Source organism: Maribacter sp. PR66 (genome assembly GCF_028464205.1).
Taxonomy (GTDB): domain Bacteria; phylum Bacteroidota; class Bacteroidia; order Flavobacteriales; family Flavobacteriaceae; genus Maribacter; species Maribacter flavus.
This window is the reverse complement of sequence record NZ_JAQPCH010000004.1, coordinates 165,298-191,087: the sequence shown is the minus strand read 5'-3', so window position 1 is coordinate 191,087 and position 25,790 is coordinate 165,298. Positions and strand designations below refer to the sequence as shown.

Genomic DNA, 25,790 nt, shown 5'->3' with positions numbered 1-25,790 from the left:
AAATCATATGGAGGTATTGGATACGCTTTACAATGAAATCATTGGATTCTTGGGTATTTCCCAGGCTTGGGAAATTATTAAATCAGGGGAATACAGTTCTTTCAGGACTTTTGAAGGGGTACAGAGCCTTATTTTTCCAATTATTCCCCTTTTGGTATTATTGGAATTTGTATTAGGGCTTGTTTACAAAAAACCTCAAACCAAGGTATATAAGGTCAATTTTCTTATCTATGTTTTCAATAGGTTTGTAGGTCGGTTTATAGCCATAGCCATGGTGACGCTGTGTATTGGGTGGTTTGAACCGTACGCCCTGATCAATACGGGACCCACATGGTATTGGTTCATCTTTGCCTATATAGTCTGGGAATTTGGGCACTTCATCTACCATTATTTGGGCCATAAAGTCCGACTCTTTTGGTGCCTGCATGCCACGCATCATGTACCGGAAAATATGAACCTGTCCGTAACCTATGCCCATTTTTTCCTGGAAGCTCCCTATGCCGATACGATTAGAACTACGGTTTGTATTTTGTTGGGCGTGGAACCGGCCATGCTGTTTTTGATCATGTTTATTGACGGTACCTACGGTGCTTTTATCCATGTTGGAGAAAATATGATCAAGGATGCCCGATTTGGATTTTTGAATAAAATTATGCTTACACCTTCACATCATAGGGTTCACCATGCACGTAATCCTTTATACATGGACACCAATTTTTGCAATCTATTGAATGTTTGGGATCGTGTCTTTGGTACCTATCAAGAAGAGCAAACGGACACAAAACCCGAGTACGGCATCACCCGAAAAGTAAACAGTGGTAATTTCCTGGATGTTTATTTTGGGGAAATTATTGCATTGGGGAAGGATGTTTGGAAAGCTCCCGGTGTAAAAAACAAATTGGCCTATATTTTTATGCCCCCAGGATGGAGCCATACTGGGGAACATAAAACATCTAAAATTGTACGCGCAAATTATTTGGCAAATAGGTCGGGTTAGAGACCCGCCACTTCCTTGATTTCGCCAATAATCCGGTCTGCCAAGGCATCCGCATTTTCCTGACTTTTCGCCTCTGTGTAAATCCGTATAATCGGTTCTGTATTGGACTTTCTTAAGTGCACCCAATTTTCGGGGAAATCGATTTTCACCCCATCAATCGTGGAAATTTCCTCGGTTTTGTATCTATCGGCCATGGAAGACAATATACCGTCCACGTCCAATCCAGGAGTCAGCTCTATTTTCTTTTTGCTCATGAAATAACTAGGGTAGCTCGCTCGTAATTCGGCCACGGCACCTCCCTTTTCCGCCATCAACATCAAGAATAAAGCGGTACCCACCAAGGCATCCCTTCCATAATGACTTTCTGGGTAAATTATTCCTCCGTTTCCTTCACCACCAATAATCGCATTGTTCGCTTTCATTTTGGTAACCACGTTGACCTCTCCTACTGCCGCGGCTTCATAAGTGCCTCCATGTTTTTCGGTAATATCCCTTAAGGCCCTAGATGAGGATAGGTTAGATACCGTATTTCCTTTTGTTTTTCCTAAAACGTAGTCTGCACAGGCTACCAAGGTATATTCCTCCCCAAACATTTCCCCATCGTTGCTGATAAAGGCCAATCGGTCTACATCTGGGTCCACAACAATACCAAAATCGGCTTTTTCCTCAACGACCATTTTGCAGATATCGCCTAAATGTTCCTTCAAGGGTTCAGGGTTGTGGGGAAAATTACCGGTGGGGTCGCAGTATAATTCAACCACTTCTACGCCCAATTCCTTCAAAAGCTTCGGAATGGCAATGCCTCCCGTGGAATTGACACCGTCTACCACCACCTTGAATTTGGCTTTTCTAATCACCTCGGCATCTACCAAGGAAAGGTTGAGCACTTCGTCAATATGGATATCGATATAGCTATCGTTTTTAATGATTTCACCCAAGTGGTCCACTTCGGAGAAATCAAAATCCTCCTTTTCGGCAATTTCCAAAATCTTGGCACCTTGGGCGGCGTCCAAAAACTCGCCCCGTTCGTTCAATAATTTGAGTGCGTTCCATTGTTTTGGGTTATGGCTTGCCGTAAGGATAATGCCACCATCGGCCTTTTCCAATGGCACTCCGATTTCGACCGTAGGCGTTGTGGACAAATCCAAATCTATGACATCGATTCCTAATCCCACAAGGGTGGAAACCACCAAATTCTGGATCATTTCACCGGATAAACGGGCATCGCGCCCAATCACGACTTTCAATTTGTCTTTTTTAGAATAATCCTTTAACCAAATACCATAGGAAGCGGCAAATTTTACCGCGTCAATGGGTGTTAGGTTATCTCCCGGTTTACCTCCAATGGTGCCTCGTATGCCTGAAATCGATTTAATGAGTGTCATAAATAATAGTAAGTTTTTGCAAATATAAAGGGTTAGGGTAATTTGAAAGTTCTTCAATTCGTAAATTCGACTTTTAAAGTAAAATTCAGGTTCAATGAACTTCTTGGCCCATATCTATCTTTCCTTTAACGATGAAGAGGTCTCAATTGGCAATTTTATTGCGGATAGTATACGGGGCAACAAATACAAACACCTGCCCGGTAAGATTCAAAAGGGAATTTTATTACATAGGGCTATAGATACCTTTACGGATGCCCATAAAATTCCCAAAATGAGCAGTAAACGGCTGCATAAGAATTACAGTCATTATAGTAGGGTAATTGTGGATATCTACTATGATCATTTTTTGGCAAAAAACTGGGATATGTATTCCGATATTCCTTTGGAGAGATTCGTGGATGATTTTTATGATTCCTTGGAGACCTACTACCCCCTCCTTCCCGATAGCACCAAACATATGATACCCTATATGATTGCCGATAACTGGTTGCTCAATTATGCGAATATGGAGGGAATTGCGAACGTTTTAAGGGGCATGAACCGCAGGACCCAGAACAGGTCAAAGATGAATTTTGCAATTTTGGACTTGGAGGAACACTATAGCGATTTTGAGAGGGAGTTTACGGACTTTTTTGAGGAATTGGTTATCTTTTCCAAACAGAAATACAACACCTTGTTAACTAACAATAACCAAACCTAAACTAAATGGGAAAATATTACATACCGCTGCTCTCCCTTCTATTATTTATTCAGTGCCGAAAGGCTCCCGTACCGCCTACAGGGGTCGTGACCGAAAAAACGATGGTGGTTTCGGCCCGTGAGGAAGCCTCCAAAATTGGCGTGGAAATCATGAAAAAGGGAGGCAATGCCTTTGACGCCATGGTCGCCACAGAAATGGCCTTGGTCGTCGCCTATCCTTTTGCGGGGAATTTGGGCGGCGGTGGTTTTATGGTCTATCGTAAGGCCGATGGTGATATTGGTGCTTTGGATTACCGGGAGAAAGCACCGCTTGCGGGCCACAAGGACATGTACCTGGATTCCTTGGGCAATGTGATTCCCAATATGAGTACGTTGGGTGCCACCGCGGTAGGTGTTCCGGGTACCGTGGCGGGAATTATAGAGGTTCATAAAAAGTTTGGGTCATTACCGTTGGAAGAAATTTTTGAACCTGTTATCGCCTTGGCCAAAAAAGGGGTGCCGGTTACGGCAAATCAGGAAAAACGATTGGCCAGTCAACGTGAACTGTTCATTCAAGTGAACGGAGATAGCACCAAGTTTGCCCAAGAATTCAAGGAGGGGGACATCATTTCCTATCCGGCTTTGGCAAATACCATGCGTAGGATTGCCCAAAATGGTAGGGACGGATTTTACAAGGGGGAAACCGCCCAAAAACTGGCGGCCTTTATCCAAGAAAAGGGCGGATTTGTTACTGAGGAAGATCTGGAAAAGTATGAAGCGGTTTGGCGACAGCCCATCATTTTTAAGTACAAGGACCTACGAATCATATCTATGAGTCCGCCCAGCAGTGGCGGGGTTACCATCAATCAAATCTTTAAAATGATAGAGCCTTATGAGCTGTCGGATTTTGGCCATAACTCGGCAAAGACCATTCAATTGTTTACCGAAGCTTCAAGAAGGGCCTATGCGGATCGGAATTATTATTTGGGGGACCCGGATTTTGTTGATATTCCCTTGGATGTATTGCTGAGCGATTCCTATTTAAAAGAGCGTATGCAGAATTTCTCTTTCGAAAGGGCCACCAAATCCTCGGAGGTAGAACGAGGGAACGTGGAAATCGTGGAAAGCATGGAAACCACCCATTACTCCATTGTAGATGCTGAAGGTAATGCGGTTTCCGTTACCACCACTTTAAATGGGGCCTATGGTTCCAAATTGTATTCGGATGAACTGGGCTTTTTCCTGAACAATGAAATGGACGATTTCAGTTCCAAGTCCGGGGTACCGAATATGTTCGGACTCATAGGCGCCGAAGCCAATAGTATTGCCCCTGAAAAGCGAATGCTCAGTAGCATGACCCCAACAATCGTAGAAAAGGATGGAAAACTTTGGATGGTTGTTGGTACCCCCGGCGGTTCTACCATTATTACAGCTGTGGCCCAAACCATCCTAAATGCCTACGAGTTCGATATGAGCATGCAGGACGCCGTAAACGCGCCACGTTTTCACCATCAGTGGTTGCCCGATATGGTCATTTTTGAGCCAGACGGTTTTTCCGATACCTTAAAGGAAGAAATGAAAGCGAAAGGGTATATCATCAATGAAGACAGAACGCCCATTATTGGTAAAGTGGACGCAATTAAAATACTACCCGATGGCAAATTGGAAGGTGGCGCAGATAGACGCGGGGATGATGCCGCTGTAGGATATTAAATTCAAGTTCAAGTGTCAAATTCTAACTCAAGTACAAGTTCAAGTGTAAAGTTCAAGATGGAATTAGTTAAGAGTTAAGAGTTAAGAGTGCAAAGTGAATAATGAAAAGTTAAAGTTAAAAGTGAAAATGTTGAAGTAAGAATTTAGATTTTGGAATTGGGTAAAACATTTAACTTGAATTTCATATTAATAGCCAATAGCCACAAATAACAAAAAAAGTATGCTTAGAAGATTATTGAAAATCCTAGGAATTATCGTATTGGTATTTGTAATCGCCTTGGGGGTTCTTTACGCCATTTTCAACGAGCCGTTGCCCAAGGGTAGGTCGGGTCCTGAGGCGGATGCCTTGGCCGAAAAAATGCTAGCTTCCTTGAACCATGAATTGTATGAAAACACCCGATTTTTAGAGTGGTCCCTACGAAACGGTTCGCATTTGTACAAGTGGGACCGGCAATTGAGAAAAGCAGAAATACAATGGGATGAGTACCGAGTGGAATTGGATTTGATCAATACCGGTTCCAGCATTGGTTTTAGGAATGGGGAACGCCTCAATGCCAATGAAAATGAAGACGTAGTGGCAAAAGCTATTTCCATGTTCAACAACGATTCTTTTTGGCTGGTGGCCCCGTACAAGGTTTTTGACCCCGGAACCCAAAGGGAAGCCGTACCCTTGGAAGATGGTTCAGACGGACTTTTGGTGACCTACAACAGCGGAGGTTCTACCCCGGGGGATTCATATTTATGGGTTTTACAACCCAGTGGTTTCCCGAAAAGTTTTAAGATGTGGGTCAAAATTATCCCTATTGGCGGTGTGGAGGCCACCTGGGATGAATGGCTGGTGACGGAAAGTGGTGCGTTTCTACCCAAGTCCCATGTAATGGGTCCACTGGAATTTTCCATGGGAGAGGTAAGGGGGTATAATCAGTAATCTAAAAATTCAATTACAAATACAAACTCAAGTACAAAAAAATGGGTTTAATTGCGAATGTAGAGTTCAATGTTCAGAGGGCAAAGTGAAAAATGTAAAGTGAAAAATGAATAGCTGTTAGCAAATGGTTTATGGAAGCATGAGATTCAAATTTCAAAGCGATTTGCGCATAGCTTATGGCGAATAGCTTTTAGCGGAAAGTGAAAAATGTAGATTTTGCCATCAACAAACAGCCAATAGCAAAAACAATGGAAATAAAACTCTTATCCAAGAAAGACGTAACTGAAAGCCTACAAGAACAACTTTCAAAATTATACCTGCAACTCAATGCCGAATTAAAACAACTTTCCCTGAAAACAATTCTTAAAGAAGAGGGTTATATAGATATTGCCGTTTGCTTGGAGAATAATGAACTCATCGGGATTGCGATGATGGCAAATTATAAGGTGGTATCGGGATATAAAGGTATGATCGAGGATGTCGTCGTTTCCGAAACCCATCGGGGAAGGGGCATCGGCAGGAAATTAATGGATATACTTTTACTTCAGGCTGAAAAAAGACAACTTAATGATGTGCTCCTTTTCAGCGGGCATCACAGAACGGCTGCCATCAGTCTCTATAAAAGTCTGGGCTTTACCTTGAAGAGCAGCGGACTGTACGTTAAAAAATTCCAGTAGCCTATACCTTTTTAACGTGCTGTAATTGGTTTTTAAGTTCCTGCATGGACTCCTGTAATTGTTTGAGCAAGCCATTGTCCGTAGTGGCATCCACATTAAAGGTAATTTTACTGCTCACCTCCCAGATCTCCTGAATCAGAAAAGGTTTGATATCATAGGGTGGGTACGCTTCGTTCAAGGAAACCAAGGTAATGTTATTGGAATTGGGCCTTTTCTCTATTTTCTTCACCATTACGGAGTCCTGCAAGACCACCACGTACATTTTATTGGCACTCACATGGTCAATATGCTCTATGGCTCTCGCCAAGACCCATTCGCCTGGACGCAAATTAGGTAACATACTGTCCCCTTCCACCTGAAAACCGCGGTAGGTGGCATTCCTAAATTCCGGTATGGGCAAATCGAATGCCGGCAATTGTTGGTACCAACTGGTATCCGAAATATTCTGTGGATAACCCGCCGCCGCCTTTGCATTGACCAACACCATATTGTCCCGATCGGCACTGTCCACGGTGACCACTTTGGGAATGACGCTTGTTTTGGAGGTTTCCAAATATTGGTTGTCACTTTCCCCGAACAACCACAAGGGATTGATCTTAAATTGTTTTAGAAGCTCCGCTACCACTTTACCGGATAATTTCGTTCTGCCCCGTTCAATATCGGCGGTGGTATTCTTTACGCCGAGGAGCTCCGCAAACTCGGCCTGAGTGTAGCCCAATTCCCGGCGAACATCGGTAAATCTTTTGAGTGTCAATTCGTTTTCCATATTCAAATATAGTCAATATGGATTATTTCCAAAATAAAATTTGGATTATTTCCATAATTAGGAATAAATCCATAATTTTGGAATAATTACAAAACTAAATACCGATAATTGAAATTTAAAGAATCTAAATGTATAAGTGGTCACCTCGGGCACAGTCGAGAGGTTATTTGTTTCCAATCATTTGGATTAGGTCTCGCATCTCGACTCCGCTCGATATGTCAGCTCGACCGCACATTGAAATTGGTTTATGATTTAATATCGTAATTGAGAACATGAGCATGGATTTTAACCGAATCAAGGAAAAATTGAACATTCTGGCCGATGCCGCCAAATATGATGTTTCCTGCTCCAGTAGCGGAAGCAATCGGAAGAACACGAACAAGGGATTGGGCAATGCCAGTAACGGTATCTGTCATAGTTATTCTGAGGACGGACGTTGTATTTCACTTTTGAAAATCCTGCTGACCAACCATTGTATTTATGATTGTGCCTATTGTGTTACCCGAAAAAGTAACGACATAAAACGGGCTGCCTTTAAAATCCAGGAGGTGGTGGATCTTACCATCAAATTTTACAGAAGGAACTATATAGAAGGCCTTTTTTTAAGTTCTGGAATTTTTAAAGACCCGGATTATACCATGGAACGCTTGATCGCAGTGGCCAAGAAACTGCGTTTGGAGGAAAATTTTAACGGTTATATCCATTTAAAATCGATTCCCGGGGCCAGTGATGAACTCATGTATGAGGCCGGATTGTATGCTGACCGATTGTCGGTCAATATTGAAATCCCCACAGTATCCGGCCTTAAATTATTGGCTCCCGATAAAAAGCACGAGGATTTTGCCAAACCGATGCTCAAGGTCAAGAACGAGATTATCCGATTCAAGGAAGAACGTAAACTTTTAAAAAGTACCCCAAAATATGCCCCTGCGGGCCAAAGCACCCAAATGATTGTGGGCGCTACGGGAGAATCGGATAAGGATGTAATGTACTCAGCCAACCATTTTTACAAGAACTTTCACATGAAGAGGGTGTATTATTCAGGTTATGTTCCGGTGAGTAATGACAACCGACTCCCCTCCATAGGTACGCAGGTGCCCATGCTCAGGGAAAACAGATTGTACCAGACAGATTGGTTGTTGCGGTTTTATGGTTTCTCCGTGCAGGAACTGCTCAATGCAGAGTATCCCAATCTGGATATGGATGTGGACCCAAAATTGAGTTGGGCCTTGCGGAATATGCAACATTTTCCAGTGGATGTAAACAAGGCGGACATTTCCGTTTTGGCACGCATTCCTGGAGTGGGAATGACCTCGGTCCATAAAATTATGAAGGCCCGTAAATTCCGAAAATTGGATTGGGACCATCTCAAAAAAATGGGGGTGGCCCTCAACAGGGCAAAGTATTTTATTCTGTGTGATTCCCGCCATTGGGAGCGCAGGGATTTGGACCCGCAACGTATTAAAGGATTGATTTTAAGTACATCCTACGGAAAATTTAGACCTCAGTATTCCAATCAATTATCACTTTTCAATTAAAAGAGTAGCCTCATGACAGCAACAAAGACTTTTATTTATGACGGTAGCTTTAACGGTTTTTTGACCGCCGTATTCGCAGGGTTTGAACAAAAATTGCCTTTTGCCGATATTCAAAAGGAACGTTTGGCACAAAACGGACTTTTCTCCGAAACTGAGACCATTTTCACCAATATCGAGTTGGCCAAAAGGGTGTGGAACGGTATCAAAGGCCGAAGCAATTCGGCCATCAAGAACATTTATTTTTCATTTTTGAGCGGGGAGAAAAACCTGGAGCCCCTACTCTATCAATACATCCGAAAAATAATGGGCTCCAAACACGTTGCATCCGACTTCTCCGATGCCTGCATTTTAAAAATCAGTCAGACGGCGCAAAAGGTACATCGGGAAAAGCACCGTATGGAGGCATTTGTTCGGTTTCAATTGACAAAGGACGGCATCTATTTTGCGAACATAGAACCTGATTTTGATGTACTTCCTTTGATTTCCAAACACTTTAAGGAGCGCTATGCGGACCAACCGTGGATTATTTATGACTTAAAGCGCAACTATGGTCTGTATTATGATCTGCATGGGGTGGAAATCATTACGATGGACCTTTCCAACGGTTTTGGCAACAGTATCCAAAAAAGTGTCGCAATGACGAACGAAGAGTATGATTATCAGGATTTGTGGAACAATTATTTCAAAAGTACCAATATCAAATCCCGTATCAACAAAAAACTACATACCCAACACATTCCCAAACGTTACTGGAAATATTTGAGTGAAAAGAAGGAGGCGGTTTAATAAACTAGCTTAAGGCCAGATCGTGACGCATTCCTAGGAAACCATCTCTTAGGTTCAAGGCCTGCCAGGGAGGCTATAAAGCGGGTAAGCCTTTGAAAATTGAATTCTTCAATAGAGCCCAAAACAATAGTATTGTTAAGGATGATTGTACGCTTTAATTTTTTGAAAGAAATCCGCTCGCATTCGGTCGGCATCAAAATCCTTGTAATAAAATACCTTTCTGCCACCGTTGTCCTTTGAGGTGGTGATCTCCACTTCCTCTACCCACTCCGGATGTAAAAAAGCATTTACAATGGATAGGTCCCAGATGGTTCTTTGGGTTCGGCCGCCATCTATATGGTCGTCCCAAACCTTTAAAAGAAAGTCTCCCAAGAAATGATTCTCCAATTGGGTACGGGTTTCTTCATACTCAAAGATCATTTTACTGGCGACGCTTATGGGTATGATGTGCATTTCCATAGACGAAAACAATAAATGGGTCAGGGCATAGGGGTCCATGGCACAGTTAAAATCATCCCGTCTCAAAACCCCTTTTTCAAAATCATACGTACTTCCCAGCCAATAAAGTCTAATGTTATCCGCAATGCTAGGTTCGATAAATACAGCGGATGCCACGTTTGTCAAGGCCCCAAGCGCGATTACATTTATCTTTTTACCATTTTTTTGCGCTTTCGCCTGTTTGATTATTTCATAGGCCGCAGCGGAATGTTGGGCCCGGTCACCCCAATCGTACATGCGGGATGCTCCTCCCCTGTTGGTCTTGGTATTCAACCCCATAATCCCCAATAGGGTCTGATTGAGCCTGTGACTGTCTTCCATACTATTTACGGTAGTCCATTGGGAAGCCTGCCATTGGGTAGCGTTCAGGGCTATAACATCCACGCTGTCGTTCATCAAAATGATGCTGAGCGCGTAGGCGTCATCCACTTCGTTCGCTGTATCGGCATCAAGTATCACTTGAGGTTTCAGCTGTGCGAACCCATTTGAGGAAAGAATCACTAATAATAATAAACTTATTATAAAACGCTTTTTGAAATTCATATGGCTTTTTTGAGATTTGCATCGATTTTTGTGAAAGCTATGAAGAACGCTCCCCAACGAATTGGTCGCTTTTATTTTTGAAGAGCACATTAAAGGTCGTTAAACTTCCATAAATCCTGGTAATGTACTGTTGTAGTTCTACTTTTTCCTGATCGTCCAAATTTTTACTGGCATTGATTTTTTGTTCCATGACCCGGATGCGGTCGCGCACCATCACTATTTTGTGAAAAAAGGTGTCAATTGGGATTTCCTTATTGTTCAAACTGGAATCCCCTGGTTCCAAAACCAAATTGCCACCTTTCCATTTATCGGCAATCGCTACCTGTTCGGTCACATCGCTCCATTTTTTTAAAATCGACATCAATGAGGTCTCCACTTCCAAAAAGCTTACCGTATCTACGTCGTTTTCCGAGGCTTCGATTACTTCAAATTCATCGTCGATTTTAATGGTCTCCAGGCCTTTGTCCATAAAAGTTACCCAATAGTGTTTTGAGGAGACATTCGTTACCACTCCTATTCCAAATTCTGCGTGCTTAATGCGCGACCCAATTCCTAATAATTGCATAGTTCCTGTTTGATTTAAAAGCTAAGGTAGCACCTCTGTTAATTTTCAACAAGGAAAAATTGGGTAGGAATACGATAAACTTCCCTGTAAGGCCTTCTGTTGTAAATATGCGGAACTTCCATTACATTTAAGGTCAATACAACCTAAAACATCATGAAATGAGCCATAACAAGTCTTGATACCCACCAAGATGGTTATAGGCGAATTACATCTGACCTTTGAATAACAATTAAAATAAACTGATGAAAAGACATTTTTTGTTTATACTCATAGCTATGTTGACAATAGCCTGTAAGGAAGAAGCGAAACAAAACGAAACGCCCGAGGAGGCGGCTCCCGCCAAACTTAAAGCCCTGATTTTGGACGGACAGAACAACCATTATGTTTGGCCAAAGACCAGTATGATGATGAAGGATTATTTGGAGGAAACCCAGCTATTTGATGTGGATATCCATCGGATGGATTCCGTTTGGTTGGGTATAAAGTATAATGAATCCCGACCTGAACCCTACACTTCCTTTATTGAAAAATACCCTTTGGATTCCACAAACTATGGGATTTCCCATCAACCGATACAATCATCCAATTTCTCTATGGATTTTGAAAAATACGATGTCATAATTTCCAATTTGGGTGCGGAATCACCCCTGTGGCCAGAAGCTACGCGGGCAGATTTTGAAAAGTACATTGCCAACGGAGGTGGTTTGGTCGTGGTCCATGCCGCCAATAATGCTTGGGGCGACTGGGATGAATTCAATAAAATGATCGCCCTGGGTGCCTGGGGCGGTCGGGATGAAAGTACGGGCCCTTATGTTTATTATAATGATTCTGGAGAGGTGATTCATGACGCTGCCGCCGGTGTTTGTGGTTCCCACGGACCCGAATATGAATTTCCCATTACGACGCGTGCACCGGAACATCCTATTATGAAAGGACTGCCCACCACTTGGATGCACACGCAGGATGAATTGTACGAACGTATGCGCGGTCCTTTTGAGAATGCCACCATTCTGGCAACCGCTTTCGCCGATGTAGAACGCAATGCCCCACCTTGGAACCCCGAGGTAAAAGGCTTGGGCCAAAACGTACCCATGCTTATGGCCATTGATTATGGAAAGGGAAGGGTCTTTCATACTACTTTGGGCCACTTTGATTACTCGATGGAATGTGTCGGGTTTATAACCACACTACAAAGAGGTTCTGAATGGGCCGCAACCGGAAGCGTTACGCAGGAGTTGCCTTCCGACTTTCCTTCTGAAACTGGTACATCATCCAGAAAATGGAAAGGTTGAGTAAAAGTGTTTGGCCAATTAATCCGGTTGACCTTCGCAGCCTTCCCTCCTTCGGGTATCGATTAAATAAATAATTTTCCATACACCCTGTTGCTTGACCATTTGAAAGGAGTTTACCCCACAATGGCTAAAGGTGTCGTTTACCCAAAATTCGTAGGGTGTCCAGGCGTTCGCCATGGCGCCATCAATCTGTATGGAGTAATCCAATAACTTTTCCCTGAATTTGACGGAGTCCGGAATGCTGATAATGGAGCGGATAAGGTCCTCGAAATTTTCCTGTCGCAAAATGGTCTCCCCATCCTTCCCCGTCCCTATGGTCTGTAAAACGATTTTTTCCGAAACGAGGTTTGCCAATCCCGCGGAATCCTGGGCATGAAATGCGGTAAAGAATTCGTCAACTTTATTTCTAACGGTGTCCTCATCGGTGGACTGTCCGAAGGAAATTAGGGTACTTGCTATAAATAGGGATGTTAGTGTTCTTCTCAAAATGAAAAATTTTAATTCGGAATTAAAGATAACACAAATCCTAGCTGTCCAAACTTTGCTGTAAATTTTATCTCACCAAAACTCATTACTTTTGCTCGGAACAAAAATATCTTTATGTCTACTGCAAAAAAGGAATACAAGCGGGTAACGGTCAAATCCTTGGTCGAAATGAAAAGCAATGGGGAAAAAATATCCATGCTTACGGCCTATGACTATTCTATGGCTAAAATTGTGGATGCGGCCAAAGTCGATGTTATTTTGGTGGGCGATTCCGCAAGCAATGTTATGGCCGGCCACGAAACTACCCTGCCCATTACCTTGGACCAGATGATCTATCATGCATCCTCCGTTATAAGGGCAGTAGAAAGGGCTCTGGTCGTTGTGGACCTGCCGTTTGGCAGTTACCAAAGCGACCCCAAGGAGGCCCTTAGGTCTGCCATTCGAATAATGAAGGAAAGTGGTGCCCATGCCGTAAAGGTTGAGGGAGGCGATGAAATAAAGGAATCCGTTAAGCGAATCTTGGCCGCTGGTATTCCCGTGATGGGGCATTTAGGGCTTACCCCCCAATCCATTTATAAATTTGGCACCTACACCGTTAGGGCCAAAGAAGAGGAAGAGGCACGGAAATTAATGGAAGACGCAACGATGTTGGAAAAAATAGGCTGCTTCAGCATTGTTCTGGAAAAAATACCGGCTGCCCTCACCAAAAAAGTTTCGGAACAATTGACCATACCCACCATTGGTATTGGTGGTGGGAAATATGCGGACGGACAGGTACTGGTAGTACACGACCTGTTGGGCATGACCCATGAGTTCAATCCCAGGTTCTTAAGGCGCTATATGAACTTATACGAAGAGATGGGCAATGCCATATCGAACTATGTGAAAGACGTGAAATCCATGGACTTTCCCAATGATGAGGAACAATATTGATGGACATGAATTCAACTGGTAGCAAGCTTTTGAGTCGGTTTTTGATCATCCTTTTGGTGCTTTTAAACATTGGCTGTGATCAAGTTTCCAAAAAGGTCGTACGCGAAAATGTTTCCTATCAGGAGTATATACCGCTGATCCAAGATCATTTCATTCTTACCAATGTGGAGAATACCGGTGCCATGTTGGGATTCGGGTCCAACTTCCCGCCTGCCCTAAAAGTCATACTGTTTCAAGTGCTTCCGCTGATCGTACTATTGGTCCTGTTGTATAGAATGCTCACGAGAACCCATACAAATAAATGGATGCTATGGGCTTTTGCCTTTGTTATTGGTGGGGGAATTGGGAACCTTATTGATAGGATCGCCTTGGGATCGGTTACCGATTTTTTCCAAATACGCTTGGGCTTCTTTAAAACAGGCATTTTCAACATGGCAGATGTTGCCGTAACTACCGGGGTGCTCCTGATTCTATTTTTGAGCCTTTTTGGAAAAAAAATCACCATATAATAGGTATGGATGCTTCGGAAAAGGTAGTGTCCACTCCAAAAAACCTTCAGGTTTTATATGAGGACAATCATCTTATAATCGTAAATAAAAGGCCCGGTGATATCGTACAAGGCGATAAAACCGGCGATACGCCCTTGAGCGAAGTCGTCAAGGAATACCTGAAGGAGAAGTATAACAAGCCTGGCAATGTCTATTTGGGTGTGGTCCATAGATTGGACCGACCAACATCGGGGCTGGTGGTTTTTGCCAAAACCTCCAAGGCACTGCCAAGATTGAACAAGCTCTTCTCCGATAAAAAGGCAAAAAAGACCTATTGGGCCGTAGTAAAGGATGCACCTCCAAAAAGAGCCGATACCTTGGTCCATTGGCTCAAAAGAAATCCGAAGCAAAACAAGTCGTATGCCCATGAAAAGGAAGTACCTGACAGCAAAAAGGCCGTTCTGGACTACCGGATACTCAAAGCCCTGAACACGTATTTTCTTTTGGAAATCGATTTAAAAACGGGCAGGCATCATCAGATCCGCTCGCAATTATCGGCCATAGGGTGCCCAATTAAAGGGGATTTAAAATATGACTTTCCCAGGAGCAATAAGGATGCAAGTATTCATTTGCATGCCCGAAAGCTGGAATTCTTACACCCCGTAAAAAATGAGCCTTTGACCATTGTAGCGCCTCTCCCCAAAGATTCCATTTGGGATGCCTGTTCATAATTTTTGTACATTGTGCTTACTAAACACCATAATCATGTACAAGAAAATCTGTACACTTTTTATTTGTGCCCTGTTTTATAATTGTGGCAGTTATAATTCCATAGACACATTTTATAATGCACATAAGAACGATGCCCAAGTAACGGCAGTTAGGGTACCTCAATTCATGCTCAAATTGATAAGTGGCATATCGCCTGAAATGCAATCACTTATTGGAAACACTCGGGATTTACGATATATGAAGTTTCCCAGCACAACACCCGCAAGGACCCAATTCTTGAACCAGCAAATGAACGGGATTACCGGCAATTCGTTTATAGAAGTCTACCGAAAGAACGATGATTTAAAAAGAAACGTGGTTTCCATACGTGAAAAACGAAACAGTGTAAAGGAAATCCTCATTTATAATAACAATGCCGAAACTGGCTCTTTTTTGTACTTCAATGGCGATTTTGACCCGATAAAAGTCCGTGAGATGGCCCAGAACAATGAGTTTGAAACACTCGGAAATAATGTAATCAAAGAATTTGCACCCGGCATCAATCCTGAGAACTGACCTGTTGCTTTTTCGATGCTCGGAAACTTTCAATAACCACGGAACTTAAAATCAGTGCTCCCCCAAAAAGAGTCGTGGCCTTTGGGATTTCGTTCAAAAATAGGGCTCCGATTAGAATCCCATAAATAGGCTGGACACTGCTCAAAATGCTTACAGTTGTGATACTGAAATGTTTGAATGTCATAAGGAAGAGACTATGCCCAATGGCGGTGGTTAGGACCCCCAAGGCAAGAAGTCCTTCCCATTGCCCCAAGATTTCCTTTGGAGTGGTAAAAAACAAGGCCGGTAACATCAAAATCGCTATCGTCCCCGTTTGATAGACCATTAAAGTGGTTCCCTGGTATTTTTCCACCTTCAGTTTTAATATGATATTCCGCAAGGCATAGGATACGGCCGAGACCAACCCCATTAAAATGGCCAAGGTATTGGAATCCCGTAAATTGAAATTCGGACTCAGAAAGTAAATGCCCAACAGTACCAAGGCACCGAGCAAGAGGTGCATCCTTTGCAGTTTTGATTTTAATAAAATGGGTTCCAAAAAGGCCGTTATGACCGGATATGTGAAAAGTGACAACATGCCTATGGCAACATTGGACCATTGCAGGGCATAAAAGTAAAACAACCAATGGGCGGCCATCAATACACCTGTGACAAGTATCAAGGGGATGTCCCCATTTTTGACCTTCAACGAGATATTTCGCCACCTACAGAAAAGTATCAGCAGGATAAAAGCAATAATTCCCCGCATCCCTGTAATGACGGGAACGGGCAAATCCACAAACCTGCCCAAAGGTCCGGAGGTGGCAATGAAGAGCATCGCCAAATTGATTTCCAATAAGTGGGAAACATGGGAACGGTTCATAGGAAACTATCGGGTCTGTTTCAGGGCTTTTTCGCGAATGATTTCCGAAACAGGTTTATTCTCCAAATGGCTTTCCAACCAAGAAATTATATCCAAATACAGGAACGCACGCTTTTCATAAGGGTGGTCCTCATATTTTTTAAGTTCGGCATGTAATTTTTCAAATTCCCCCCTCAATTCATTTGGATAGATACTGCCAAGATTTCTCAAAAACTTGATCATCTCTTTTTGTACCGCATGCATATCGTTCATTTTCAGCAGGAACTTATAGGTACTCTTTAATTGCACTTCCAGGTGATAGTCCATACCCGCTTCGTAATGTGCCACCAAACTCAATACCCTGGCAAAACACATTAAATCCTCGCGCATTTTTAGATTCTTGTTATTGATGATTTTTTTGAGGTAAACGATAGAGGTTTTGTTATCACCAATACCAAAATACAAACAGGCGATCTTGTAATACAACACCATCACATGATGGGCATCGATTCTATCCTTGTGTTTGGCGATACCGTATTCAATGATCTTTACCAAATATAGGCCTTTTTCAAAGTTTCCTTCCAGAAAATGGAGATTCAGTTTATTGGCATTGAGATACAAAAAGGCCAGGGAATTGATATTATCGTTCTTAGGGAAATCCTTCTCCTTTAGAACCACCTCCATTTTTTGGAGCGTTTCCTTGAATTGGGAGCTGTATTTCACATAAAAAAGGGATTCCAAAAGGTAGTGATTTCCTTTAAGGAAGAATACGGGATTCAAATAAATCATTTCGCGGTAATCGTAGAAAAGATCCACCCATTTACTAGCGTATTTATAGGAGGAAAGGAAGTCTTGGGTCAAGAAACTATACCATAAATGTGCTTTGTACAACCAGAGTTTTTCCCTAAAACCCAAGGTTTCCACATCCACCTTTGGCAAATGTTTTGAAAAATACTGCTTTACTTTCTGAAGGTCCTCATCGCTGCGTACATACCCCACCTTTAACATCATACTGTACAATTGCAGGGAAAGGTTGGAAAGTTTACTGGTGATAACGTTCTGCCCAGACAATTCCTTTGCCTGTACCGCTAATTCATCCGCTCTGTCCGGTATGCTGCGGGTGATGTACTGTGTCTCTATAATTTTCTCGAATTCCACAATTTCGTAGGCGATGTTCTTTTCCTCATTTTCAATGGCCGTCGTTTTTGCCTTGTCCAGGATTTTGAGACTCTGTTTATACAGCCCTTTCTGATACAGAATGGTGGCAAAGTCCAGCTGTTCACGAATCTTAACTCGAATATTTTGGTTCACGGGATTCAGCCTGAGACTTACCAGAATCTGCTTATAGAGATGTGCCTTTAAATTGGAAAGCTGCGCTTTTTTTACAATTCCGCTGGAAAGTATTACCTTTTCATCATAACGCTTAATTTTGTCCAAAAGATTGAACAACGCCAGGAACTTTGCATCGGTATTCACGCCCAAACGACCTACATAAAGTTTAAATTGCCGCTTTTCAGATTTTGAAAGCGATTTTACCAAAACGAACAACGCATCTTTATGAGCATTTGTCATCGTAAAAATATATGTTTAAATTGTTGTAAATCAATTTATTGATATTATTGAAAAGTATATTAACGTTGTAAATATTCCTGCGAAATTTGCTTTTTTCGTCGGCAGCGTTATATATTCGTTTAACTTGCTAAAACTACATAAATATAATGAGCAAAGATATAGTACAAATTTTTGATACTACACTGAGGGATGGAGAGCAGGTTCCAGGTTGTAAATTGGACAGGGAACAAAAGTTAGTTATAGCTGAGCGGTTGGACGAACTTGGTGTAAACATCATTGAGGCGGGATTTCCCATCTCCAGTCCGGGCGATTTCAAATCCGTTGAAAGTATAGCAAAACTGGTAAAAAATGCCACAGTTTGTGGTCTTACCAGGGCTGTAAAAAAAGATATCGAGGTAGCGGCGGAAGCCTTAAAATATGCAAAAAGACCGCGAATCCATACGGGAATAGGAACTTCGGATTCACATATAAAGCATAAATTCAATTCCAACAGGGATGCGATTATTGAACGTGCAGTTGAGGCAGTGAGTTATGCCAAGAAGTTTGTGGAGGATGTTGAATTTTATGCCGAGGATGCCGGTAGAACGGACAACGAATTTTTGGCCAGGGTGTGTGAGGCCGTAGTCAAGGCCGGAGCTACCGTTCTGAACATTCCCGATACCACCGGGTACTGCCTTCCCGAGGAATACGGTGCCAAAATGAAGTATTTGAAGGAAAACGTGAAGGGTATAGATAAAGCTATTCTTTCCTGCCATTGCCATAACGACCTTGGTTTGGCCACCGCCAATTCCATTGCCGGGGTAATCAATGGCGCCCGTCAGATCGAATGTACCATAAACGGAATTGGGGAGCGCGCCGGAAATACTTCGTTGGAGGAAGTGGTCATGATCATGAGACAGCACCCAAGTCTGAATTTGGATACTACCATTAACAGCCAATTGCTCTTTGATACCAGTAAAATGGTATCGAACAAAATGGGTATGGTCGTCCAACCCAATAAGGCCATCGTTGGTGCGAACGCTTTTGCCCATAGTTCTGGAATACATCAGGATGGCGTTATAAAGAACAGGGGAACCTATGAAATTATCGATCCCGCGGATGTTGGTGTTACCGAATCCTCCATTGTGTTGACGGCCCGAAGCGGAAGGGCCGCATTGGCCTACCGTGCAAAGTTGGTGGGCTATGAGCTTACCAAGACCCAACTGGACAAAGTTTATGAGGAGTTTTTGAATTTTGCGGATAGAAAAAAGGAGATTCTTGACGATGACATCCATGAAATCATTGAGTCCAGCAAGGTGAATTTACAAAGTATAGGATAAATATGCGCTTGGATATCGCTGTACTTGGAGGGGATGGCATTGGCCCGGAAGTTGTTGCCCAATCCTTAAAATGCCTACGCTCCGTAGAAGAGACCTTTGGACATACCTTTAGATTCAAGAAGGCCTTGATCGGTGCAGAGGCCATTGATAAAAAAGGGACTCCCCTACCGGACGAAACATTGAAGATTTGTAAAAATTCCGATGCTATTTTGTTCGGGGCAATTGGTATGCCCAAGTTTGATGGTAATCCAAACGCAAAGGTATGGCCGGAGCAAGGACTTTTGAAATTACGGAAGGAACTGGATCTTTTTGCGAATATCCGACCTGTCAAAGTATTTCCCGCCCTTATAAAACAATCCCCGCTCAATAAAAAGTTGATCAAGGATACCGATTTGGTGATTTATCGGGAACTATCCGGGGGTATTTACTACGGAAACAAATCCATAGATTCCGGTACCAATGTCGCCACGGACACGTGTTCCTATTCCGAAGAGGAAATCAGCAGAATAACACATTTGGCCTTTAAAGCGGCAAAGAACAGAAGAAAAAAAGTGACCTTGGTCGATAAGGCCAATGTTCTGGAAACCTCCCGTTTATGGCGGAGGGTCTTAAATTCGATAGCTCAAAGCTATCCCGAAATTGAGCTGGAAACGCTTTTTATTGACAATGCCGCGGTACAGATGATACTCAACCCATCCCAGTTTGATGTAATCCTGACGGACAATATGTTTGGGGATATTCTGTCAGACCAAGGAAGTGTCCTGGCAGGGTCTATAGGTTTACTGCCGTCAGCATCGGTGGGTACGGAACATGCCATGTTCGAGCCTATTCACGGCTCGTACCCTGATGCAAAGGATAAAAATATTGCCAATCCTGTAGCCGCTATTTTAAGTGCCGGCATGCTTTTGCAGCATTTTAAGCTCAACGAAGAGGCCGATGCCCTTGTTGCGGCCGTTTTAAAATCCTTCTCGAAAAAAATCGTTACCCCAGATATTATGGGAAGCAGTAAGTATGGCACCAATTACGTGGGCGATTTTATTGCGGACAATATCATGGAACTGGATGATCATTTTAACATGAACGATGAGAACATAGATTTGGGCAAGTCTACAATAATTTAGTTCAAAACCCCACTTATTCCGATAATAGCTCCTTTATAAAACTATCGAATTCCACCTTGAATTCTTCGTATTTATCCCCTGTTGCGGGACCATTGAATCCGGTGTGTATTTTTCGAACGTCCCCCTTTTTATCCACAAAAATGGTCGTTGGATAGGAAAGTACATGATTCAACATAGGCAGTTTCTGCTGCGCCTTTTCTTTGTCGTAACTGCCATATTGTGCCAATAGAATTGGGTAGAAGATGCCTATCCTATCCTTGAGCCGCTGTATACTTTTTAAAGCGCGTTCCTTTGTTTTTGCCTGTTCAAAGGCAAGTGCTAATACCGCCAAATCCCCAGTTGTATGATTTTCTAAATATTCGACAAGGAATTTGGATTCGTCCAAACAGTTTGGGCACCAAGAACCCATAAGTTGAACAATGACTACCTTATTTTCGTAGGAAGGATTGGATAGGGATACCATCTCCCCCTTTAAGTTTGGAAAGGAGAAGTCGAACTTATCATAGCCTTCTTTTATAAACGTAAGGGAATCCGGACTAGGGAGTTCATAATTTTTGTTTCTCACGGCCATGAAAGGTTCTTTAAAGTGATTGCCCGAATAGAAAATCCCGTTCATGGTACTATCCGTTACTTTTGCTTGAAACAAAAAGGCATGTGCCCCGTCAAATGCCGAAACCTTTAATGAATCCTTGTCCATGACACCTTCTAGAAATCGGTAGTCACCGGTTGTTGTTCTAAAGGTTCCTGAAACAATTCCATTTTTTTGGCTAAAAATACCTTTGCCCATATAGCTGTCATCAGTTCCCGGGCTGAACTCTGTTTCCCATATTCCGGTTGCATCGGTAGTGTTTGAATTTACATTTGAAAATCGTTCTTCAATCCCAAATTCGGCTTCAAATGGAACTACCCTATCCAAACTTTCAATGACAAATAACCCATCCATGGATTCACTATCGATCTTCGCGGAAATATAACCTTCAAAAACAGGTGCTTTTATCAGAATAGAATCCCCTTCCACCAAAATTTCATCAACCAATATGGTCTCATCCCCATTTAATATTTTCATTTGAATTGTTCCCCCTTCATTAGCGGTCAATTCAAAATTAAAGGGAAGTATCTGTTTGTCCTTCACTTCCAGTCTGGCCTGCCAAATACCTTCTTTTGGCCTACTCTTTTTTTCACTGTTTGAACAACCGCTAAGAAGCATTAATAAAATGGGAATAAAGGCTTTTCTCATAACTTTTGGATTCTATTGCGAATTAACGACTTAAAAACCTCATTTTAAAATTCGGGATAAAACAATCCGCCGTCTGTTGAATCTGTTATACCATTGTTTTATCTTTACGCGCTCTAAAATGGACCGATGAAAATATCTTACAACTGGCTTAAGCAGTTTATCAATATAGATTGGAACTCCCAAAAAACAGGAGAACTTCTAACGGATTTAGGACTGGAAGTTGAAGGAATAACTCCTTTCGAATCCGTTAAAGGAGGTTTGGATGGCATTGTTGTAGGACATGTGCTTAGCTGTGAACAACATCCAAACGCCGACAGGCTGAAGGTGACCAAGGTCGATATAGGTAACGGAGCGCCCGTACAAATTGTCTGTGGCGCACCCAATGTTGCAAAAGGTCAAAAAGTGCCCGTGGCCACTATTGGCACTACCCTATATACCAAGGAAGGAGAGGCATGGAAGATAAAAAAAGGTAAAATACGCGGCGAGGAAAGCCATGGAATGATTTGTGCCGAAGATGAACTGGGACTTGGGGAGAGCCATGACGGTATTATGATCCTGGATGACGGTTTGAAACCGGGGACTTTGGCCTCTGAAGTTTTCAAGGTTGAGAAGGATGAAGTTTTTGAAATTGGCCTTACACCTAACCGTGCGGATGCCATGAGTCATTTTGGTGTTGCCAGGGACCTTAAGGCGGGCTTGAAACAAAAGGAAATCAATAAGGAATTGATTACCCCGCCAGTGAGCCATTTTAATGTTGCCAACAGATCGCTGAGAATCGATGTTGACGTCAAAAACAATAGCCTTGCCCCAAGATATTGCGGCGTAACAATTAGCAATATTCTGGTACAACCGTCCCCGGATTGGCTCAAAAAACGTTTAAAGGCCATTGGTCTTACGCCCAAGAACAACGTGGTGGATGCCACCAATTATGTTCTGCACGAATTGGGCCAACCGCTGCATGCATTCGATGCCAATAAAATAAAAGGGGGTAAAATAGAGGTGAAGACCTTACCAAAAGGAACAAAATTCGTTACCCTGGATGGGGTGGAAAGGGAACTTCACGAGGACGACTTAATGATATGCGATGCCGAAAAGCCCATGTGCATTGCGGGGGTTTTTGGAGGTATCCATTCCGGAGTTACGGAACACACTACGGCCATATTTTTGGAAAGTGCTTATTTCAATCCGGTGTCCATCCGAAAAACGGCAAAAAGGCACGGACTCAATACCGATGCTTCCTTTCGGTTTGAGCGGGGAATCGATATTGAAAATGTAGAGTATAGCCTAAAGCGGGCCGCTCTGCTGATCAAGGAAATAGCGGGTGGGGACATTACTTCGGATATTGTTGATCTATACCCAAAAAAACACAAGGATTTTGAGGTGTTTTTGGCCTTTGAAAAAATCAATAAACTAATTGGACAGAATATTCCCCAAGATACCATCAAATCCATTTTGGCTTCGTTGGATATCAAAGTACGGAACGTTACGGAAGCCGGAATGGGGCTAACCGTACCATCCTATCGTGTGGATGTACAGCGCCAGGTAGACGTTATCGAGGAGATTCTAAGGGTATATGGTTATAACAATATTGCCTTTAGCGAAAAATTGAATGCATCCGTTGCTTCCTCAAGTCCGTACGAAGATTACAAAATTCAACAGATAATTGGGGATTTATTGGCTTCCAGAGGCTATTTTGAAACGCTGACCAATAGTTTGACTTCCCCCGATTACGAAAATCTTTTGGAGGGGGATTTAAAGGAACGAAAACATGTGACCATTTTGAATCCTTTGAGTGGCGAATTATCGGTACTAAGGAAGTCCTCCTTGTTCACAGCTTTGGAATCGGCCAGTTTCAATATCAACAGAAAGCGACAGAATTTAAAGCTATTTGAGTTCGGTAAGACCTACTACCATGAGGATACGGACCGCAAAGAGGACAAATATCTTGGTATCCTTTTAAGTGGTGATACTAATGCAAACAGTTGGACGGATCCTTCCAAAAAATCGGATTTCTTTCTTCTCAAGTCCATTGTGGATACTGTTTTGGAACGTTTGGGGATTCAGGATTTAAAGGTGGAACCGGACACTTCCAAATTATTTTCGGAAGGTGTCTCCTACAAAAATCATGAAGGCACGGCCCTCGTTTCCTTCGGACTCGTTAAAAAAGGGATTTTAAAACACTTCGATATTAAGCAGCAAATTTTTTATGCCGATTTTCAGTGGGACGAAGTTTTAAATAGTCTTAAAAGGACCAGTATAACCTTCAAGGAAATTTCAAAATACCCAGAGGTAAAAAGGGATTTCGCCCTACTACTTGATGATGCAGTAACCTTCAAGGATGTTTATGATCTTGGGTTTAGGACGGAGCGTAAACTGTTGACGCAAATAAATTTGTTTGATGTTTATCAAGGAAGCAATTTGCCGGAGGGCAAAAAGTCGTATGCCGTAAGCTTTACGTTAAAGGATACCAATGGCACCTTGACAGATGCACAAATAGATAAGATAATGGACAAGCTGCAAAGCAACTACGAGAAGGAACTTAAAGCTGAACTACGATAGGAATTAAAAAAGGTTTACAGGAAAAAATACACTGTCTATTTCGTGTATTACCCCGTTGCGTTGTTCGGAATCAGCTGTGACTATTTTTGCCTGATTTCCTTTCGGATCCGTCAACACGATATCAATGCCCTTCATGGTAGCCGTAATTTTCTCTCCCAATATGGTTGTGAAAGAGGCCTCGCCATTTCCCCTGCACATTGCCCTTAAGATAGTGGAGGCCGATATTTTTCCCGCAATGATGTGATAGGACATAATGGCTTTTAGCTTCTCCTTGTTATCGGGATTTAGAAGTAATTTCTTGGTAACGTCCGATAGTTTATTGAAGGCGGCATTTGAAGGTGCAAAAACGGTGAATTGCGCATCGTACGCCAGCAGGCAATCCAACTCCGAAGCCCTTAAGGCTGCCAAAAGCAAACTGTGCGTTTCCGTTTTTTCGGTGATAGACAATAATGAGTTTCCTATGGGAAGGAAATTTGCGGAATTAGTTTCAAATGCTTCCGTTTTAGGTTCTTGGGCAGTGCAGAACGCTGTAAAAAGGATACATAAAAAAGACACAGGGGATGTCCAGTTTTTCATTTCAAATGGGTTCTCGGTTTGGGGCAATGGTGTTTGTTCGATGAATGGTCGTTGAACATGGACAATATACATTCTTAAGACGTATGTGCCTTCTATCAAAACATGATAATTATCAATTTTAACATTATTTTAACAATTATGTGATTTTCTTGGCTTTACTATAAATTCATTTATTGTCTAACTTTGAAAGAGTTGCTAAAAAAAAGAAATATGCTATTCCAAAGAACGAATCTACTTGAGAAGTTACGCTTAGAAAAAGAGAAGCTTAGAAAATCAGAGGAACTCATTTTGGACGATGTAAGGGCCATCCTATCCAAAGTGGACGATGACAATTCCCGCATTGCCAAAAACCTTGTCAATTCCCAGTCAGGTTCCCAGGTGAATTCCTTTACTTTCGATTTATTGGATTCCGATAAAATTTTCCATATCGATCAAATAAAAAATCTTTGTATCGATTACCGTCTCCGGTTTTTGGACACAAAATATTTTAAAGGGGAAATTCCTGCTGAAGCCTATTCAAAGATACGATCACTTGAAAAGGAGCACAATACGGAACTAAAGGATTTCAAGATTATTGCACCTTCCAAGCTCTTTAAACTTGAGGATAAGGATGACCCACTTTTATTTGCCCCAATGGGCAACGGATATTATTACCTCATCCATAAATGGGGGAATGATCTAAATCCGTTTAGAAAATTAATGATGTGGCCATTTAAGAATGTGGGCAACCTTATTTTCGTAATAGTGCTTATCAGCTATTTGACGACCCTGTTAATTCCCAATGGCCTGTTTTCAAAATCAAATTCCGTAGCGGAATTCGGGATTCTGTTTTTCTTTATGTTCAAGAGCATCGTGGCAATAGCCATATTCTATGGATTTGCGATGGGCAAAAACTTCAGTCCGGCTATCTGGAACAGTAAGTATTATAACGCCTAGTTTTATTGGCACCGCCAAAGTGGTTGAATACACCGATGCTCGGTTCAAAATGATGGGTTCGTTTTTAGA

At 42.4% G+C, this 25,790-nt stretch carries 25 protein-coding genes; 16 read left to right on the top strand and 9 right to left on the bottom strand.

Going from position 1 to position 25,790, the window contains the following annotated elements:
• Positions 1-7 precede the first annotated feature (7 nt).
• The gene (locus PP181_RS09780; protein ID WP_272636943.1) at positions 8-997 is read left to right on the top strand and encodes a sterol desaturase family protein; all 990 of its coding nucleotides are present in this window, start codon (positions 8-10) and stop codon (positions 995-997) included.
• Here PP181_RS09780 and glmM read toward each other — a convergent pair.
• Entirely contained in the window at positions 994-2,382 is a 1,389-nt protein-coding gene (gene glmM, locus PP181_RS09775; RefSeq protein WP_272636942.1) for a phosphoglucosamine mutase, read from the bottom strand. The two genes, PP181_RS09780 and glmM, sit on opposite strands and share 4 nt — an antisense overlap.
• A 94-nt stretch (positions 2,383-2,476) precedes the next feature.
• Here glmM and PP181_RS09770 point away from each other — a divergent pair, with 94 nt between their 5' ends.
• From PP181_RS09770 to PP181_RS09755, 4 genes are all read left to right on the top strand, one after another.
• A complete protein-coding gene (locus PP181_RS09770) occupies positions 2,477-3,082 on the top strand; it encodes an acyl carrier protein phosphodiesterase (protein WP_138258205.1) in 606 nt (201 codons plus the stop codon).
• Between the two features lie 5 nt (positions 3,083-3,087).
• Entirely contained in the window at positions 3,088-4,773 is a 1,686-nt protein-coding gene (ggt, locus tag PP181_RS09765; protein ID WP_272636941.1) for a gamma-glutamyltransferase, read from the top strand.
• 220 nt (positions 4,774-4,993) lie between these two features.
• Positions 4,994-5,701: a hypothetical protein gene (locus PP181_RS09760; RefSeq protein ID WP_272636940.1), complete on the top strand. Its 708-nt coding sequence runs from the start codon at positions 4,994-4,996 to the stop codon at positions 5,699-5,701.
• A 248-nt stretch (positions 5,702-5,949) separates the two neighbouring features.
• Positions 5,950-6,378, top strand: a complete 429-nt coding sequence (locus tag PP181_RS09755; protein WP_272636939.1) for a GNAT family N-acetyltransferase — start codon at positions 5,950-5,952, stop codon at positions 6,376-6,378.
• A 1-nt stretch (position 6,379) separates the two neighbouring features.
• On the opposite strand, the gene PP181_RS09750 is transcribed toward PP181_RS09755, so the two are convergent.
• A complete protein-coding gene (locus PP181_RS09750; protein WP_272636938.1) occupies positions 6,380-7,144 on the bottom strand; it encodes an XRE family transcriptional regulator in 765 nt (254 codons plus the stop codon).
• 278 nt (positions 7,145-7,422) lie between these two features.
• Between PP181_RS09750 and PP181_RS09745 the strand changes: the two genes are divergently transcribed.
• Positions 7,423-8,682, top strand: coding sequence for a putative DNA modification/repair radical SAM protein (locus PP181_RS09745; protein ID WP_272637012.1), 1,260 nt, complete (start codon positions 7,423-7,425; stop codon positions 8,680-8,682).
• Positions 8,683-8,694: 12 nt separating this feature from the next.
• Positions 8,695-9,468 (top strand): TIGR03915 family putative DNA repair protein, encoded by a 774-nt coding sequence (locus tag PP181_RS09740; RefSeq protein ID WP_272636937.1) that lies wholly within the window; start codon positions 8,695-8,697, stop codon positions 9,466-9,468.
• A gap of 135 nt (positions 9,469-9,603) precedes the next feature.
• On the opposite strand, the gene PP181_RS09735 is transcribed toward PP181_RS09740, so the two are convergent.
• Both PP181_RS09735 and PP181_RS09730 read right to left on the bottom strand, forming a co-directional pair.
• Positions 9,604-10,509 carry a nucleoside hydrolase gene (locus PP181_RS09735; RefSeq protein WP_272636936.1) on the bottom strand — a complete coding sequence of 302 codons (906 nt, stop codon included), beginning with the start codon at positions 10,507-10,509 and terminating at the stop codon, positions 9,604-9,606.
• 37 nt (positions 10,510-10,546) lie between these two features.
• Positions 10,547-11,074 carry a hypothetical protein gene (locus PP181_RS09730; RefSeq protein ID WP_272636935.1) on the bottom strand — a complete coding sequence of 176 codons (528 nt, stop codon included), beginning with the start codon at positions 11,072-11,074 and terminating at the stop codon, positions 10,547-10,549.
• A gap of 242 nt (positions 11,075-11,316) precedes the next feature.
• On the opposite strand from PP181_RS09730, the gene PP181_RS09725 reads away from it, so the two are divergent.
• Complete coding sequence (locus PP181_RS09725; RefSeq protein WP_154919331.1) at positions 11,317-12,366, top strand: ThuA domain-containing protein; 1,050 nt, start codon at positions 11,317-11,319, stop codon at positions 12,364-12,366.
• 18 nt (positions 12,367-12,384) lie between these two features.
• Here PP181_RS09725 and PP181_RS09720 read toward each other — a convergent pair whose 3' ends face one another.
• Positions 12,385-12,852 (bottom strand): nuclear transport factor 2 family protein, encoded by a 468-nt coding sequence (locus PP181_RS09720; RefSeq protein WP_272636934.1) that lies wholly within the window; start codon positions 12,850-12,852, stop codon positions 12,385-12,387.
• Between the two features lie 114 nt (positions 12,853-12,966).
• Between PP181_RS09720 and panB the strand changes: the two genes are divergently transcribed.
• The 4 genes from panB to PP181_RS09700 are packed head-to-tail and all read left to right on the top strand — an operon-like array spanning position 12,967 to position 15,560.
• Positions 12,967-13,785, top strand: coding sequence for a 3-methyl-2-oxobutanoate hydroxymethyltransferase (panB, locus tag PP181_RS09715; protein WP_272636933.1), 819 nt, complete (start codon positions 12,967-12,969; stop codon positions 13,783-13,785).
• 5 nt (positions 13,786-13,790) lie between these two features.
• Positions 13,791-14,294: a signal peptidase II gene (gene lspA, locus PP181_RS09710; RefSeq protein ID WP_272636932.1), complete on the top strand. Its 504-nt coding sequence runs from the start codon at positions 13,791-13,793 to the stop codon at positions 14,292-14,294.
• A 5-nt stretch (positions 14,295-14,299) separates the two neighbouring features.
• Positions 14,300-15,004 (top strand): RluA family pseudouridine synthase, encoded by a 705-nt coding sequence (locus tag PP181_RS09705; protein ID WP_272636931.1) that lies wholly within the window; start codon positions 14,300-14,302, stop codon positions 15,002-15,004.
• A 34-nt stretch (positions 15,005-15,038) separates the two neighbouring features.
• Positions 15,039-15,560, top strand: a complete 522-nt coding sequence (locus tag PP181_RS09700; protein WP_272636930.1) for a DUF4252 domain-containing protein — start codon at positions 15,039-15,041, stop codon at positions 15,558-15,560.
• On the opposite strand, the gene PP181_RS09695 is transcribed toward PP181_RS09700, so the two are convergent.
• Positions 15,544-16,422 carry a DMT family transporter gene (locus PP181_RS09695; protein ID WP_272636929.1) on the bottom strand — a complete coding sequence of 293 codons (879 nt, stop codon included), beginning with the start codon at positions 16,420-16,422 and terminating at the stop codon, positions 15,544-15,546. The genes PP181_RS09700 and PP181_RS09695 overlap by 17 nt on opposite strands.
• A gap of 6 nt (positions 16,423-16,428) precedes the next feature.
• Positions 16,429-17,973: a hypothetical protein gene (locus PP181_RS09690; protein WP_272636928.1), complete on the bottom strand. Its 1,545-nt coding sequence runs from the start codon at positions 17,971-17,973 to the stop codon at positions 16,429-16,431.
• A 146-nt stretch (positions 17,974-18,119) separates the two neighbouring features.
• Between PP181_RS09690 and PP181_RS09685 the strand changes: the two genes are divergently transcribed.
• Entirely contained in the window at positions 18,120-19,292 is a 1,173-nt protein-coding gene (locus PP181_RS09685; RefSeq protein ID WP_272636927.1) for a 2-isopropylmalate synthase, read from the top strand.
• Between the two features lie 2 nt (positions 19,293-19,294).
• Positions 19,295-20,413 carry a 3-isopropylmalate dehydrogenase gene (gene leuB / locus PP181_RS09680; RefSeq protein WP_272636926.1) on the top strand — a complete coding sequence of 373 codons (1,119 nt, stop codon included), beginning with the start codon at positions 19,295-19,297 and terminating at the stop codon, positions 20,411-20,413.
• Positions 20,414-20,426: 13 nt separating this feature from the next.
• On the opposite strand, the gene PP181_RS09675 is transcribed toward leuB, so the two are convergent.
• The gene (locus PP181_RS09675; RefSeq protein WP_272636925.1) at positions 20,427-21,650 is read right to left on the bottom strand and encodes a TlpA disulfide reductase family protein; all 1,224 of its coding nucleotides are present in this window, start codon (positions 21,648-21,650) and stop codon (positions 20,427-20,429) included.
• A gap of 126 nt (positions 21,651-21,776) precedes the next feature.
• Between PP181_RS09675 and pheT the strand changes: the two genes are divergently transcribed.
• Positions 21,777-24,209 carry a phenylalanine--tRNA ligase subunit beta gene (gene pheT, locus PP181_RS09670; RefSeq protein ID WP_272636924.1) on the top strand — a complete coding sequence of 811 codons (2,433 nt, stop codon included), beginning with the start codon at positions 21,777-21,779 and terminating at the stop codon, positions 24,207-24,209.
• Positions 24,210-24,212: 3 nt separating this feature from the next.
• On the opposite strand, the gene PP181_RS09665 is transcribed toward pheT, so the two are convergent.
• Entirely contained in the window at positions 24,213-24,785 is a 573-nt protein-coding gene (locus tag PP181_RS09665; RefSeq protein ID WP_272636923.1) for a fasciclin domain-containing protein, read from the bottom strand.
• Positions 24,786-24,995: 210 nt separating this feature from the next.
• On the opposite strand from PP181_RS09665, the gene PP181_RS09660 reads away from it, so the two are divergent.
• On the top strand, positions 24,996-25,721 hold the full coding sequence (locus PP181_RS09660; RefSeq protein ID WP_272636922.1) for a hypothetical protein: 726 nt from the start codon (positions 24,996-24,998) through the stop codon (positions 25,719-25,721).
• Positions 25,722-25,790 lie beyond the last annotated feature (69 nt).

Bases quoted from the DNA above. Each gene is read 5' to 3' on its own strand.
- lspA (WP_272636932.1), top strand. From the start codon at position 13,791: ATGAATTCAACTGGTAGCAAGCTTTTGAGTCGGTTTTTGATCATCCTT.
- PP181_RS09730 (WP_272636935.1), bottom strand. From the start codon at position 11,074: ATGCAATTATTAGGAATTGGGTCGCGCATTAAGCACGCAGAATTTGGA.
- PP181_RS09695 (WP_272636929.1), bottom strand. From the start codon at position 16,422: ATGAACCGTTCCCATGTTTCCCACTTATTGGAAATCAATTTGGCGATG.
- PP181_RS09780 (WP_272636943.1), top strand. From the start codon at position 8: ATGGAGGTATTGGATACGCTTTACAATGAAATCATTGGATTCTTGGGT.
- PP181_RS09755 (WP_272636939.1), top strand. From the start codon at position 5,950: ATGGAAATAAAACTCTTATCCAAGAAAGACGTAACTGAAAGCCTACAA.
- leuB (WP_272636926.1), top strand. From the start codon at position 19,295: ATGCGCTTGGATATCGCTGTACTTGGAGGGGATGGCATTGGCCCGGAA.
- PP181_RS09740 (WP_272636937.1), top strand. From the start codon at position 8,695: ATGACAGCAACAAAGACTTTTATTTATGACGGTAGCTTTAACGGTTTT.
- ggt (WP_272636941.1), top strand. From the start codon at position 3,088: ATGGGAAAATATTACATACCGCTGCTCTCCCTTCTATTATTTATTCAG.
- PP181_RS09750 (WP_272636938.1), bottom strand. From the start codon at position 7,144: ATGGAAAACGAATTGACACTCAAAAGATTTACCGATGTTCGCCGGGAA.
- PP181_RS09770 (WP_138258205.1), top strand. From the start codon at position 2,477: ATGAACTTCTTGGCCCATATCTATCTTTCCTTTAACGATGAAGAGGTC.
- PP181_RS09665 (WP_272636923.1), bottom strand. From the start codon at position 24,785: ATGAAAAACTGGACATCCCCTGTGTCTTTTTTATGTATCCTTTTTACA.
- glmM (WP_272636942.1), bottom strand. From the start codon at position 2,382: ATGACACTCATTAAATCGATTTCAGGCATACGAGGCACCATTGGAGGT.
- PP181_RS09690 (WP_272636928.1), bottom strand. From the start codon at position 17,973: ATGACAAATGCTCATAAAGATGCGTTGTTCGTTTTGGTAAAATCGCTT.
- panB (WP_272636933.1), top strand. From the start codon at position 12,967: ATGTCTACTGCAAAAAAGGAATACAAGCGGGTAACGGTCAAATCCTTG.
- PP181_RS09675 (WP_272636925.1), bottom strand. From the start codon at position 21,650: ATGAGAAAAGCCTTTATTCCCATTTTATTAATGCTTCTTAGCGGTTGT.
- PP181_RS09735 (WP_272636936.1), bottom strand. From the start codon at position 10,509: ATGAATTTCAAAAAGCGTTTTATAATAAGTTTATTATTATTAGTGATT.
- PP181_RS09660 (WP_272636922.1), top strand. From the start codon at position 24,996: ATGCTATTCCAAAGAACGAATCTACTTGAGAAGTTACGCTTAGAAAAA.
- PP181_RS09705 (WP_272636931.1), top strand. From the start codon at position 14,300: ATGGATGCTTCGGAAAAGGTAGTGTCCACTCCAAAAAACCTTCAGGTT.
- PP181_RS09760 (WP_272636940.1), top strand. From the start codon at position 4,994: ATGCTTAGAAGATTATTGAAAATCCTAGGAATTATCGTATTGGTATTT.
- PP181_RS09700 (WP_272636930.1), top strand. From the start codon at position 15,039: ATGTACAAGAAAATCTGTACACTTTTTATTTGTGCCCTGTTTTATAAT.
- PP181_RS09745 (WP_272637012.1), top strand. From the start codon at position 7,423: ATGGATTTTAACCGAATCAAGGAAAAATTGAACATTCTGGCCGATGCC.
- PP181_RS09685 (WP_272636927.1), top strand. From the start codon at position 18,120: ATGAGCAAAGATATAGTACAAATTTTTGATACTACACTGAGGGATGGA.
- PP181_RS09725 (WP_154919331.1), top strand. From the start codon at position 11,317: ATGAAAAGACATTTTTTGTTTATACTCATAGCTATGTTGACAATAGCC.
- pheT (WP_272636924.1), top strand. From the start codon at position 21,777: ATGAAAATATCTTACAACTGGCTTAAGCAGTTTATCAATATAGATTGG.